Source organism: Turneriella parva DSM 21527 (assembly GCF_000266885.1).
Classification (GTDB): Bacteria; Spirochaetota; Leptospiria; order Turneriellales; family Turneriellaceae; genus Turneriella; species Turneriella parva.
Genome location: NC_018020.1, coordinates 36,817 through 50,325, shown reverse-complemented (window position 1 = coordinate 50,325; position 13,509 = coordinate 36,817). Strand labels below are relative to the sequence as shown.

Sequence of the window (13,509 nt, the reverse complement as noted above, 5' to 3'; positions counted from 1 at the left end):
TGGGGCTCCCCCTCTCCTTTAGGTGAGCGCCTTCGCTCTCCGTCATCGGTGAGGGGGTTGGGGGGTGAGGTATGTTTCATAGGGCTACAAATTTCAGCATCGGGGTAAATCCTCACAACGAGCTAACGCTCGCCAACGCGTACCGCCTGTGGGACTACAAGGGCAACAACCGCTCGATGGCGTACCTGACCGGGGCATCGGCTGTTTTTCCGCTGACGCAGGTCTGGCAGACGCGCATGGCAATCGCGGGCATCAAGACGCACACAATCGACTGTGCGATGCGCTTTAATACCTATGCTATTTCTGACGAGGCGCTGCGCCAGCAGGTTTCGCCCGAATCGATCGCTGACAGCATCACGATCACCCGCGCTTTCACACCATACCAGATTCTCGATGCAGTGCAAGAACTGAAAAAAAATGAAGTCGTCTTCATTCTTGCACCTGCGAAACAGTTTTTTGACGGCGATGTCGCCTTCGATGAGGGGCTGTTTCTTATCCAGAAGCTGGTGAGGTTTTTTGCCAATGCGCATGAGCGCGGGGTGGCGCTCTTCGTCGTCGAAAGGCCGTCATACGCCGCACCCGCGTTCAGCACATTTCTTACCGATCTGAAGCCGCTCGTCGCCGGCAGCAGCTTCAACCTCACCAATGCCGGGGCCCCCGACGCCTGGCGGCTGCGCCACAGCTCGCATGGCAGAATCAGCAAAGAGATTCTGAGCCTGCCCGGCTCGGCGCGCATGCGCGAAAGTACCAACAGTGCACACCTGCTGAAAAATACAACTCTGCCCGGGCAAACCGCGCAGATGCAGTTTGCTTTTTCATAGGTCATGGTGAGCTCGTCGAACCATGACAACTAACTTTCACACTCTTTTAAGGAGAAAAAAATGAAACCGAAGAAAAATTCCCTCGCGACAAGTAGCCCAGAAGAGCTGCACCAGCGCCTGCTCAAGCTCTCGCTGTGGGACTCTCTCAATAAAAACCGCAAACAGCCGATCTCGTTTGCATTCAAGGTGAATCCGCACGACGTCATTAACCGAGCGCTTTCTGTCGAATATCTTGCGCGCATGCGGCAGCGCGAGAGCTCTTGCTGATATGGGCCGAACTGTCGTCCCTTATTCCCTCGTCATCGAACAGGTCATGCACCGGTTCGATAACTACCGCCGCACGCTGCGCCGTGAAGACCGCGAAGCTTTCGACGAGCTCATGCGCGTCGCCAAAATGCAGGTGCAGGCAGGTGTCATGGCGCAGCACCCCAACGCCTTCGACTCGATGAGCATGGCGATGCTGGTGCAGCTCAAGCGCGAAATCAACGAACTCAAAAAAAATATAAAAAGCCAGGGAGAACTATATGCAGGGGTGGAAACGCAATAATATCAAGACCACAGTGTCGCTGCCGGCAGGGTTTGTTGCCCTGTTTGGGGTGTGGCAAAAAGCCTGGCTTAGGGCGCTCGACGCGTGTCTCGCAGATACGCTCAGCAGTAAAGCATGCCGGGATAGGGCGAGGTGTTATAATCATGCAAGAGACAAATATGAGATTGTGCCGGTTTACTGGCCGGTAGAGGTGTATAATAAGTTGCATGCGTTGGCTGCGGCACAGCGCGTGAGTGTCTCGTCGCTCGTCTATAGCATGATCGTGCGAATGCTCAGTCGTGCAGAGCCGGGGCGAACTACAGGTTTCAATAACTATTCCATGAAGGTCAAAAAATGGTCGAAAACCGGAATCCATGTTGAAGAAAACATAAATTTCAGACCACAAGCCAAAGAAAAAGACCACCCACCGCTCGCAGCCTGACCCGTGCATTTCAATGCCATCACCCGGCATCAGCGCGCGTTGGCATTTTGCTGGCTATCTGTTCGACGCCTACAGCGTCGGCGACCAGATTTACCTTTGGTTGCTCAGCGACGACCGCCACCTGCTGCAGGTTGCTGAAACCTTTTATCCGGTTATTTATGTGCACGCCAATACCGAAATCTATCGCAAGGTGGTGGCACGCCTCGCGGCCACCGGCGCGCTTGCTGCGCCACCGCGTCTTGAAAAGAAGCTGCTCTTTTATGAAAACCGAACCATCGATGCTCTGCGCGTCGAGATTGCTGACCCCGGCATGCTCCTGGGGCTGAAGCGCCGCCTCTTCACGCTCTATGGCCGGTTTGACATCTATCACTCCGATCTCGACCCTGTTTCGAGTTATCTTTCGTCGCGCAATCTTTATCCGCTGGCCCCGGTGAAGGTACGCACCCAGCTCTCTGGCCGCAGCAACCGGCTTGTTGCAATCGAAACTTCGGGCAGTGCGTACGATCTCGAATACCAGCTGCCGCCACTGCGCATTCTGAAGATGGCGCTTCAACACAGCCATCGTCTTGGTGTCAGCGCGGCAAATCCGTTAATTTTAAAAATTGAGGATAGAGACTATACACTCGCCGAACGCCGTGGTGAAGACTATATCCACAAGCTCAACCAAATCATTCGCACTGAAGATCCCGATTGCATAATTTCTGCTTACGGCGACCAGGTGATATTGCCGTTTTTATACGAAACAGCGCAGAAGAGCGGGGTGCGGCTCGAACTGGATCGCGATCTCGCAGCGCCGATCAGCCGCAACATTCGCAAAAAAGGTTCGAGCTTCAACACCTACGGCAGCTGGATCTACCGATCTGCTTCGTACCCGCTCTACGGGCGCTGGCACATCGACCAGCACAACTCATTCACGTTCAAGCACACCGACCTCGCCGGCACGATCGAGCTTGCGCGCATCAGCCGCATGGGTGTGCAGCGTCTGGCGCGCGCTTCAACGGGCAATGCGCTCACCGACATGGAAGCCGATGTCGCGATCAGAAAAAACTATCTGGTTCCGTGGCAGAAAAGCGCGCTCGAAAACCGCAAGACGTGGTACGAACTGCAGCTTTATGACAAAGGCAGTCTTATCTACCAACCCGACATCAGTAAGGGAGTCGTGCGGCACAATGTCGCGCAGCTCGATTTTTCGCAGATGTATCCGACGATTATGCACAGGCATAATATTTCGCCCGAAACGATCAATTGCCCCTGCTGCCGTGATGATGCCAGCGTGCCGCGCGTTCCCGAAACGGGTTATCATATCTGCAGCAAGCGGCGCGGCGTTGTTTCCGATGCGCTCGCGCATATTCTGTCGCGCCGGCGTTATTACAAGGCGAAGCTGCAAGAGCCGCTTGACGAGAAGCTGCGCGCTGTTTACGAGCAGCGTACCGACAGCCTCAAATGGATGAATGTTGTCAGCTTTGGTTATCTCGGCTTTCGCAATGCCAAGTTTGGCAAGCTGGAAAGCCACGAGAGCGTCACTGCATTCGGGCGCGATAAACTCTTAAAGGCGATTCAGCTCGCCGAGCGTCATGGTTTTGAACTCGTGCATGCGATCACCGACTGTATCTTCATCGCCAAACCCAACGAGAGTAATTTCAGCGCTGAAGAAATCAACCGCCTTTGCGCCGAAATCTATCGCGAGACCGATGTTGAGATGAGCACCGAGGGTATCTACTCATGGGCGCTGTTTCTGCCTTCGCGTACCGACAGCCGCATGCCCGTTGCCAACCGTTACATGGGGCGTTTTCAGACAGGTAAGTTTAAGCTGCGCGGTATCGCTGTTCGCCGAAAAGATATGCCGCAATACATCACCGATTTTCAGCGTGAGCTGCTCGTGCTCATTAAAGATTGCCTCACCGCCGCCGACGTGGCGGCGATGTATGGGCCGGCAAAGCAGCTCTACGAAGAACGAATCGCAGAGCTCACGGCTCAGAAGGTATCGTGGCGGCTCTTGCTGCTGCGGCGCACCGCAAGCCACGAGCTCGAAGACTACCAGGTGATGAACGGCACATCGCTCAGCATGCATTCGCTTCAGGCGGCGGGTATGCACATTGCCCCTGGTGAAAAGGTACGCTATTTCGTCGTGCAGCAGAACCACCGCGATCTTTCGCGGCGCTACATGGCAGAAGAAATCGCCGAGCAGCGTCGCAGTGAGTATCTGCACTACGATGCTGCTTACTATGTGAAGCTGCTCTTTGAGTCGTTTGCTGAGATATTTGCCCCGTTTATTTCGCAGAAAATACTCTCACCCACAGAGAGTCTGCAACCGGAGATTTTTGACCTTAACCCAAAATCTTAAACCTGCTTGACCGCGATGTGGCGATGACAGGCCTCGTCCTGTCCATGCCCGAAACAGTACCTTACGTTGCTTTTTTTGATCTCGACGACACCTTGCTCGCTGATAACAGCGGCAAAGTCTTCTGGGATTATTGTGTTCAGAACAAGATTTACTCCCCCCTGCAGATGGGTTTTCTGGGCATGTCGCTCTTCATGTATCTGACGGGTTTTGACGAAACCGAAGATTTTATCCGTAACTGGGCAAAATGCTTTAAAGGCTGGCAGACCGAAAAGATGGAATTTGTCACGCGCGAGCTTTTCGACCAGAAGATACGCGATCTGATTCGCCCACAGGCCCGCGAGGCCGTCGAATACCATAAGAGCCGTGGTGCAGAGACTGTTATACTGTCGGCATCGACGCGGTATGTATGCGAGCCCGTCAAAGATCACCTCGGCATGCACGCGGCAATCTGCACTCCTCTCGATGTCGAAAATGGCGAATTCAACGGCCGCCTCGGTGGGCCCTATGTCTTCGGCGAGCAGAAACACCTTTCGGCGCTCGACTACTGTGCCCATAAAGGCATCAACATCACCGACTGCTATTATTACGGCGATGCCTACACTGACCGCTTTGTTATGGAAGCCGTCGGCACGCCGGTGTGTGTAACCCCCGACAAAAAACTCAGGGCGCACGCTGCAGAAAATAACTGGCAGATCGTCGAGTGGTAAAGGGGCGCGGCCCTTTCGTATATCGGGAACTTGCGCCAGCAAGTGCCCGATATGCCGCTTCTAACCCTTTTGCTCGCCACACCGTCGCAGATTTTAGATACGTCGTCTGACAGAAGGTTCATGGGTACCTACAGCTTTTCACCAGAATTTGAAAAAAGGTTTCTTGAACTCGAGAAGAAGTTTCCCCGGCGCTCATCGCTGGTCTTGTGGTCGCTGCATCTTGCGCAAGAAGATATTGGCTATATCACCCCCGAAGCGGTAGACTATATCGCCGGCCGGGTCGGGGTTTCGCCTGCCTGGGTTAAGGGCGTCGTTTCTTTTTACTCGATGTTTCGCGAGAAACCGATCGGTAAATACCACCTCAACGTCTGCAGCAATCTGATGTGCCAGATTATGGGCGCCGACAAGATCGAGGCGACAATCTGCGACAAACTGGGCATTCGCGACGGCGAAACGACCCCTGACGGCAAATTCACCTATACGCGTCAGGTGGAGTGTCTGGCGGCATGCGGCTTTGCGCCGGCGATGCTGGTCAACAACGACTTTCACGAGACTCTCACCCCTGAAAATGTGGCACGGCTCATCGATGATCTTGCGTCAAAAGGTTGACGGTCTGTCTTATTTGCCGTTTGTTCCGTACTGCTTATTTAATTAAGCATTTGCTGCCTTAGCTCAGTCGGTAGAGCAACTGCCTTGTAAGCAGTAGGTCGTCAGTTCGATTCTGACAGGCAGCTAAGTTGAATGGGCACGCCCATTCAACGGTCTCTGCCGCAGGCAGAGTTCTTAGGGTAGGTGGCCGAGTGGTTAATGGCGCCAGACTGTAAATCTGGTCTCTCCGGAGTACGAAGGTTCGAATCCTTCCCTGCCCACATTTCTATTCCTGCTATCCCGCAGGCTCCAGTTATCATCCAGTTGATACCGAACCGGGTTCTCCTTGGATTCATCCGGTAACAGATCCTCTAACCCGAAGTAACGTAGATTCCCGATCGCGGTGAATTCATTTAACGCCAGAGTAGAGTGCTTCGGATTCAACCATCCGTAAGACCGGAACGCCCGCTTCAGAATCCCCTGACGACCTTCAGCAACCTGTGTATGTATTCCGTTCTTCGACCACCGTTGCCGGGACCAGGTGTGTCGTTTGTCTTTAGACTTCAACGAGTGATTGATCGTGCGATGATTCATAGAGGGTAGGGAGTATCCGCCATCGGTGAATACCGGATTGTGTACGGGAATGTACTTGAAGAGAATAGGGTTAACGGTCTCTGCTTTCTGATTCGGTATTGAATCGAAGAATGCCGGACCGTTCTTAACCGCTACAGTATTCACGAGTGTCCCGACTTGTTCTCCCCGGCCATCAACCGATGAACTCCGGTAGATACTGGATGTCTGTCCTTTCCGGCGAAAGCGTTTCCGGCCTTTATTAGATAGGTTTCCGACGCTGAATAACACAAGAGTATCAGCCTGGGGAATTGGCTTATCCTTCACCAGTTCAGTTAAGTCAGCTTCTCTATCCCGGGGAAAGCGGAAGTCCCCGAACTTCAGTTTGTTATCCCGATAGAAAGCTTCCTGCATACGGGGTACTAAGTCCGATGTAAAGAGTTGAATCCGGCGTTTAAGAAGATAGGCAGTGCCCGTTGAAGATAAACCAAGACGGCGTTTGATTTCCGCAACGGTCAAAACCTTCGGGTATTGTACCTGGGCTTCCTTCAATAGATAGCTAATTGTCCAGCGCGGCACGCGGAGTTTCCGGAAAGGCCCGGCCAGCTTGCTGTGTTCTTTATGACAAGTGGGGCAGCGGAGTACAAGCTCCCGCGTCGGGCTTTGTTTGGTGACCTTCTCCCCGCAGCAGATTCGCGGATAGAATTCGCTGAGGATTAGGTCAGTGAGTTGGGTGTAGTAGGTGGTATCAATCTTGATTCCCCGGCTACGATTTCGCCGCTTAGTCCGGCTGTGCGTGGTAGCAGGATTGAAGATATGGCCCAGCTCTGGTGTTGAGCCGGTAGAAACCGCTGAATCCAACATGAACCCACCAGGCCTGCCCAGTTCGGGCTGGCAAGCAGTTATGGTAGTCCACAGATTCCGGCAACGATGAGGTCGAGTGGACTGCGATGGAGTCTCACGTTTGCCTGTTGAATGATCAGCGAAATACGATTGCAGGTAAATGACTGCCATTTGCGTTCGAGCGATCGGAGATCGATTAGAGAAGTTGGCCATTGGCATACCAATGGATTATTTAGTCCCCGGATTTCAGCTTGGCAACTTCCCCAATACTCTATTGAACTAAGCACCAGACTGAAATCTGATCGTGTACACGAGAGTAGAACTCTCTCTGAGTCGCTACGGTGTCCAAGGACACCTTTCGCTCCTCGCTTCACTCGCCCGCACCGAACCTAATTATCCAGAGAGATATGTTATAGGTTGGTAAATGGAATGCTGGCAAGTGAAGCGAGCAGCTACGCCGACTCAGGAGAGAGTAGCCTTCGGCACGAAAAGGAAAAAGGTCACCGGGATCATTAGTCCCGATGACCTTGAGTGTTACGGCTGCGACGACTTTTCCTTTAGGAAGTCAACAGCCGTTTTAGAGAGAGAGGCGACGCTGAAGATGAACTTCGGGTCTTGTTTGAGCGCTTGTAGCCAATTCGCCAAGTAGCTCGGGTGTTGAACCCGGTCTGAATCCACGCCAAGTTCTGCCGTTAGAAAGGCGGCACCCAATTCGGCGGTGAGCTCTTCCTTCGCATAGTCCGGTGATCCGAACACAGCACCGGTAAGACGGTTGAGTCTGTCTTTGGAGCCGGACCAGTGAACCAATTCATGCAGGTGCGTAGCCGTGTAGTCGGCATGCGACATGAATCTATCCTGATCCGGCAGCTGGATTGTGTCAATGGAGGGGACATAGCAAGCCATGTCCCAACCAAATTGCACATTGTGCTCGATACCGCCAATAAAGCGCATGGCGGCTTCGCTCGGTTCATCCTCATGAACGACCGATCCGGGAAACTTCTCGGCATACCTGGCAGGGTCAATATCGCTCTGTGCGAGATTAAACACCGGGCAGAGCCGAAAGACTCTATACTTTTGTCTTTTGGTCGGTTCTTTGGGATCGGCATTTGTCGTGTTTGCAGTATCGACTACCAGCTCTTTGCTGAAGACAATCTGGGTCGCACGCTCACCGGCCTTCACGGAACCACCAGCTTTCTTGATTTGCTTGAAACTCGCCCAAAGCGGATGCTCGTAGCCCTTCGCCATGGATTCAAATCCAAGCAGCATCAGGTTCAGCAGGCCCCGGTAGGCGTGGCCTGAGGTGAAGTTCCTGGGACCACCAGTGATCCAGGGTTTTACCCATGCCTTTAACCCCTTGCCATTCTCGAGTTGCTCAACGATTTTGTTCGTCACAGCGTCGTAGATATTTGTCATATTAACCTCAGAACTGTGGGTGGCACGTTGGCCAGGCTCCCGTGCAGTCCAAGGTGAAAGGCGAATAAAGAAAAGGCACAGGGATTAGCCTGTGCCTTGAATGGTTATGGTTCAGCGAGAACCTTGATTTGAGAAAGTGCCCGATGGATGTCATCGCGCAACTGCGGCACCAGTTCGTCGCAGTATTTCATGGCGAAGTTCAATGCCGCCTGCATACCGCGAACTAAACCAACTGTCTTGATCACTTGCTCTTTTGTTCCGTGGATTCGGACATAATTGAGCTTTGTACTCACTTCGTCTGAGCCTCGATCCAGAAATACCGTCAGCTGATCTGGTCTGACGCACTGAACGTAAGCCTCGTCGATGTGCTTGATCTGAAACTCCGCGGGCACTTCTAGAGCACCTACCTGGGTTTGTTGTTGAACTGTCATGGGAACACCTCGACGGTCCGGGGGTGAGTTCACCAAGTCCCGATAACCGCCGGGGTGAAAGGATTGAAATAAAGGGGAGAGTACCGAAGTACCCTCCCCATGCGTCACTTAGCGACTTTCCACAAGATCAGATAGCCGACTGCCGCAATGAAAAGCCCTGGCAGAACAGCCAGTACGCCTTTCAAAAGTGTCCAGCCCAGGAACACAGTCAATCCAACTCTTGCGACTTTGATCGCAGTATGTCGGACTGCCACTTGATTTTCTGTGCCGTTCACGATGATCTCGTTAGCTTGGTTCATCAGTCTTTTAAACATGTTGTTCTCCTAAACGTTGTATTGACCAACTCGAAAGTTGATTCGCGAATAAGAAAAGAGCCCCGGGTAGTTAGTCCGAGGCTCTTTGCTATTGCTGACATCGAGTGATGTCGCACCTGTTTGAGGGTATGAGATATGGAATCTCACTTTCCCCGCATCTTTCTTGTGAGTTTCAAACTGCAGAGTACGCGTAGTATCTCCGTTTCAAAGCAATAAACTTGTCTTGGTCAAGGCGATGAACTCGCGCGGCGCTGGATACTTCTGTCCAGTCGCAGTCGCCCTGTTCAATGCGCTTGAGCAGATGAGCGAACACCTTCGCTTGCTTCACCTGAACTGCTCGCAGCCATAGCGTGTACGCTTCGCCGCGGGTGAGCCCTGAAGTTATGGCCCGTTGAATAAACTGTTGCATCTTTCGTCTCCGTCGGATGCCGCCTTGGTCTCCCAAGTGCGGACTTGCTCCAACGGGGATCGAAAGAATAAAGGCAGAGCCATATGACTCTGCATGCCCCCCTGGGCGTGGACCCGAAAGCCCACATTAGTAACCGTTCAAACTACCTACCTGATTTCCCACTTTGACACGAACACCTTGCCCTTAGGCCCCCCATATTACGCTGCCGGTTGCGCCGCGCAATTAGCTGAGCATAAGATCGCTTCATCGAACTTCTTACGTTTGCGTTCCAGGAATACTGTCGCGCCTTCATAGAGATAGTGGTGCAAGGCAACGAGGGCCTTCTGATTAGTTGCCCGGACTGCCCATATAGTCTTGTCCCGGCTGATGCCGATATATTCGCCCGTTGCGGCTTGCAATGTGTCACGCAGGCGTTGTGCAAATGATTCATTCGCCACGGAGATTGAGAATCGGAACCTGACTATTGACTTATACTTTCCCCGGGAGAGCGAGTGAGTCACATAGCCATCAGCATCGAACATGCCCCGGATGAAGTGCCGTAGCAAATGGTCAGGTATCGACGGGAAATCAGCATAGTCAGCCTTGCGGTTGCCGTAGCCCAATGCTACGAATGTCTCATAAAAGCGCTTCCGACCAAATAGTATCCGAACCGTTCGTTGGACCTGCCAGTTACCTTCCTTGGGCTCATAGGTTCGAATCGACGCTGGTTTGTCTCCGACCGTAATCGCCAATTTACAGAGATGATGCCGATCCTGTTCTGCCAAGGATATGCCAACGGTCTTCTTGCTCGGTGATAAGAATCCATCACCGTAGAACATGCCTAGCCAAAAAGCCTGTTCCTCAGTCGTTATGACAGCAAAGTATTCTTCGTTGTAAGTTCGGCCGTGCCGCGGCCGTGCGGGATTGTGGTTTGATTTATCCATGCCACAAGCGTAGCATGTGGTTCCGTCTGGTTACCTTGGGGGTCTCAGATGGTCTATCGCCAAGGTCTGATTGATATATAGATAAGGAGTGTCATCCTTCTCAATTAGGGACAGCGGTCCCTTACTCGATGATGGCAGATACTTCACCGGGTGACCAAGCAAAGCGACAATCATTGACCGCGTCCCTAATAGGTAGCAACTCCTTCAGAGGCGTGATGCTTAACAGGTGTTGTGCGCTGCGCCAGTCATGAAATGATGCGATATTCTCACATGCTTTTTATTGCCTGTTTGTCAAAAGGACTTGTCAAAACATCCCCAGAGAGACCGGTTCAGGTACTTCCCACTAACAACCCACCCGAGGGACAACGAAACCCCAGAGGCCGGATCAGAGGGAGGGGAACCGAGAACAAACGGAAAGGAGAATGAGAAGATGACAACAGACATCAACACACTCAACCACCAGAACACCCTCGGGGACAAAAGACGGAACAACCCGACGGACCGGCGCGAAAGGGAACAACCCCAGGCGCCGGCACGGAGTGACACTTCGCCGACGAACAGTACACCCCTCACAGAGAAAGGATACAAGGACGTCGCCGGAGCCCAGCTCGTGGACTCGCTGAACCCTCGGTCAGAGCCCTCGGGGACTCCGGAATCTAAACAGTCACAGCCGGGGGGGCGCAAGCCCCCCTTGATGTGCCATCCAGCCATTACATACGACGCAATGTGTAGTCTCGCGGGGCTTCAAAGAGCCCAGATTAGTCTGATAGAAGAACTTAAACGAAGGGGCGAAGGGTCAAAGCACGCCTTATCCTATGAAGATTTGACAGAGCTGGGAGCACTCTTGCGTTCCCATCAGTACAGTCACAGGCCATGCCGGCTCATGACGATCAAAGTCGGCAGTAAGAAGAGAGATATTGATTCACCGGATTGGTTAGACAGAATTGTTCAGCGAACATATGTTGATACGATATACCCGCTGGTGCAGCAAATGGCTTGCGATAGCAGCCATGCATACCTTTACAAGCGCTCGATCCACACCGCACTCTGGCGGTTAATCATGAATATTGAGCACTTCGGTTATAGCCATGTCTTTCGTACCGACATTGAGAGCTTCTTCGATTCTATACCGCATGCCGAAATGGAAAGGGTGATTGATCTGCATATAAGGGATATTGAGCTTAATGCTTTCTCGCATGAGCTGCTTCGGGTAGCCGAAGGCTTCAAGAATAGCAAGGTAGGATTGCCAACCGGATGGCTGATACCACCCCTTTGGGCAAACATGCTTTTAACACCAGTTGATGCCCGGTTGGAATCCGCCGGGCTCAAATTCTTCAGGTACGGCGATGATTACGGAATTCTTCAACGAAGTAAGCAGGAAGCCGAGTTTGCGCAAGGTCTACTGGAATCGGCGCTGAAACCCTTGGGTTTGCATCTCAAGCCAGGATACTCCCACAAGACCTATACGAGAAAGCTCGAAGATGGACTGATTGTCCTTGGTCATGAAATCCGGCGCATAAACAACCGTTTGACAGTGGCTATTTCAAAGAATAGTCTTGCGGAGACTCGCCGGGAACTGCATGGGAAGATATGCAGCCTGAGATATGCTGAGGATGCGGGCAGGATCGCTGGTGAAATCTGGCATATCGCTCATGGTTGGTCCGGCAATGCCGTGCATTATGGGACCGGATTTAATCATCCGCGTTTTGCACAACTTGCGGATGCAAACACGGACCTGTTGACGGCAATCAATTCATTGCCGCCTCAACGGAAAGCCTTGCTTTTAGATAGTCCAATGGGCAAAAGGTTCGACGGGCAGAGATTGCTTATCATTCGTCCATTGGTGGATATGCCCTTAATTAAGGAGGTGGCTGCGTGATAGAGGATCGCAGGCATGATGCACCCCGGCTTCTCATGGCTTTGGCGTCACGTGGCATACTTCGGATCAAGCATATCTGCCTGTACTTTTTCTCGCCGCTGATTCGCATTAATTGTAAACTTCCCTTACGTATCATGAAAGACATGCCGCGTAATTCTCAATCAACTATGATCAGCAATGCGGTCGCACATCACGCATCGCAGGAATGGACGTCACCTTTGCGTTCATTTACGACTCCGCAAAGGCAAACAAAACTAGGAGGTTCACATGAACGTGAATCGAATAGTTGGGTTTGCTCGGCGTGGGTCCAGCAAGCTCAACTCTAAAACAACTTCCCACACAAACAACATCGAGTGGTGTTCAGTCGCACTGACTGCAATTGAACGCTCGGCGCGCATAAAGAGATCCAAATACGGACCTTGTTTTTATGCGTATGCAGAAAGGAGGTTTAACAATGAAATCAGCAGCAAACAAGGGAAATGAAATGGGCGCTGGTGGAAATAGTCGTGGGAATCCGTTGCTAAAAGTCGATGTTACAGAGCCGATGAAGATAGCCGAACTCGAATATCATCCCCTGCACGACAAGTTCGTCGGAGACGCCGTTACTGTAAACCTGGAAGGAATGGCTGAAAGCATCAGGCAAAATGGCATGCTTGATCCGATAACGATTTTGCCCAAATCAAAATTGGTGATCGATGGATTTCACCGAATCGAAGCAGCCAAGATAGTTGGCTTAAAAGTTGTTCCTGTTAGGAGAGCCAAGGCAGAGTTAACTGAGGAACAAGTCCTGAAATTGATGTATCAATCTCTGGTTCATCGCAAGCATGTGACGAAGCAACAGCGAGTCGCCTTATGGGTCACTTGTTACGGCGGCGAAGAGACATTCAAGGCGAACTATAAGCGCGATAAGGGACCATTACCAGAAGGCTCAGACCTGATCACAAACCAGATGATCGCTGCCCAATTCGGGGAGAAACCAAACACTGTAAGTAAATACGTGAATGAGGTGCTTTTTCCGAGCGGTGATGAAAAGCAGGAAACAGGTGAAGCTAATGCCGAAGGAAAGTCTGAACTAGAGACACCCAAGATTCCAGAATCTACGCCAAAGCGAGAGCATGATCCTGAAGTATTCAGAAGTCCGCAAGGTATTAGGAATGCGCTTCAATTGTTTCAAGTCGCCTATCAAGGCGGCGATGAAAGGGTGCGCAAGATGATGCGCGAGGCGGTGCAAGAACTCATCAGATTCTTTGACGCCTGCGAAGGAGGTGCAACATGACCCTTACTGGAATCGAATGGTGC

14 protein-coding genes and 2 tRNA genes are annotated in these 13,509 nt (G+C 52.1%); 11 read left to right on the top strand and 5 right to left on the bottom strand.

Going from position 1 to position 13,509, the window contains the following annotated elements:
- Positions 1–71 precede the first annotated feature (71 nt).
- The 9 genes from TURPA_RS21145 (at position 72) to TURPA_RS00205 (ending at position 5,709) form a co-directional block, all read left to right on the top strand.
- Positions 72–821 (top strand): hypothetical protein, encoded by a 750-nt coding sequence (locus TURPA_RS21145; protein WP_014801266.1) that lies wholly within the window; start codon positions 72–74, stop codon positions 819–821.
- A 60-nt stretch (positions 822–881) separates the two neighbouring features.
- On the top strand, positions 882–1,088 hold the full coding sequence (locus tag TURPA_RS00240; protein ID WP_014801265.1) for a hypothetical protein: 207 nt from the start codon (positions 882–884) through the stop codon (positions 1,086–1,088).
- Between the two features lies 1 nt (position 1,089).
- Entirely contained in the window at positions 1,090–1,368 is a 279-nt protein-coding gene (locus tag TURPA_RS00235; protein ID WP_014801264.1) for a DUF8156 family protein, read from the top strand.
- Positions 1,346–1,789 carry a hypothetical protein gene (locus TURPA_RS23230; protein WP_014801263.1) on the top strand — a complete coding sequence of 148 codons (444 nt, stop codon included), beginning with the start codon at positions 1,346–1,348 and terminating at the stop codon, positions 1,787–1,789. Before TURPA_RS00235 ends, TURPA_RS23230 begins: the two co-directional genes overlap by 23 nt.
- A gap of 13 nt (positions 1,790–1,802) precedes the next feature.
- Positions 1,803–4,133 carry a DNA polymerase domain-containing protein gene (locus TURPA_RS00225; RefSeq protein ID WP_014801262.1) on the top strand — a complete coding sequence of 777 codons (2,331 nt, stop codon included), beginning with the start codon at positions 1,803–1,805 and terminating at the stop codon, positions 4,131–4,133.
- A gap of 44 nt (positions 4,134–4,177) precedes the next feature.
- Positions 4,178–4,840, top strand: coding sequence for an HAD family hydrolase (locus TURPA_RS00220; protein ID WP_041948204.1), 663 nt, complete (start codon positions 4,178–4,180; stop codon positions 4,838–4,840).
- A 51-nt stretch (positions 4,841–4,891) separates the two neighbouring features.
- Positions 4,892–5,449, top strand: a complete 558-nt coding sequence (locus tag TURPA_RS00215) for an NADH-quinone oxidoreductase subunit NuoE family protein (RefSeq protein ID WP_014801260.1) — start codon at positions 4,892–4,894, stop codon at positions 5,447–5,449.
- A gap of 52 nt (positions 5,450–5,501) precedes the next feature.
- Positions 5,502–5,574 (top strand) — tRNA-Thr (locus tag TURPA_RS00210).
- A gap of 52 nt (positions 5,575–5,626) precedes the next feature.
- Positions 5,627–5,709: transfer RNA gene (locus TURPA_RS00205), tRNA-Tyr, on the top strand.
- A gap of 1,666 nt (positions 5,710–7,375) precedes the next feature.
- On the opposite strand, the gene TURPA_RS00200 is transcribed toward TURPA_RS00205, so the two are convergent.
- From TURPA_RS00200 to TURPA_RS00180, 5 genes are all read right to left on the bottom strand, one after another.
- A complete protein-coding gene (locus tag TURPA_RS00200) occupies positions 7,376–8,254 on the bottom strand; it encodes an ArdC family protein (RefSeq protein WP_014801259.1) in 879 nt (292 codons plus the stop codon).
- Positions 8,255–8,358: 104 nt separating this feature from the next.
- Positions 8,359–8,685 carry a hypothetical protein gene (locus tag TURPA_RS00195; protein ID WP_014801258.1) on the bottom strand — a complete coding sequence of 109 codons (327 nt, stop codon included), beginning with the start codon at positions 8,683–8,685 and terminating at the stop codon, positions 8,359–8,361.
- A 104-nt stretch (positions 8,686–8,789) separates the two neighbouring features.
- Positions 8,790–8,999, bottom strand: coding sequence for a hypothetical protein (locus TURPA_RS00190; protein ID WP_014801257.1), 210 nt, complete (start codon positions 8,997–8,999; stop codon positions 8,790–8,792).
- Positions 9,000–9,171: 172 nt separating this feature from the next.
- Positions 9,172–9,408 (bottom strand): hypothetical protein, encoded by a 237-nt coding sequence (locus tag TURPA_RS00185; protein ID WP_014801256.1) that lies wholly within the window; start codon positions 9,406–9,408, stop codon positions 9,172–9,174.
- Positions 9,409–9,605: 197 nt separating this feature from the next.
- The gene (locus TURPA_RS00180) at positions 9,606–10,331 is read right to left on the bottom strand and encodes an LAGLIDADG family homing endonuclease (RefSeq protein ID WP_014801255.1); all 726 of its coding nucleotides are present in this window, start codon (positions 10,329–10,331) and stop codon (positions 9,606–9,608) included.
- Positions 10,332–11,214: 883 nt separating this feature from the next.
- Here TURPA_RS00180 and TURPA_RS23225 point away from each other — a divergent pair.
- Together TURPA_RS23225 and TURPA_RS00170 are read left to right on the top strand one after the other, a co-directional pair.
- Complete coding sequence (locus tag TURPA_RS23225) at positions 11,215–12,210, top strand: reverse transcriptase domain-containing protein (protein WP_157210336.1); 996 nt, start codon at positions 11,215–11,217, stop codon at positions 12,208–12,210.
- Between the two features lie 454 nt (positions 12,211–12,664).
- Entirely contained in the window at positions 12,665–13,486 is an 822-nt protein-coding gene (locus tag TURPA_RS00170; protein ID WP_014801251.1) for a ParB/Srx family N-terminal domain-containing protein, read from the top strand.
- Positions 13,487–13,509 lie beyond the last annotated feature (23 nt).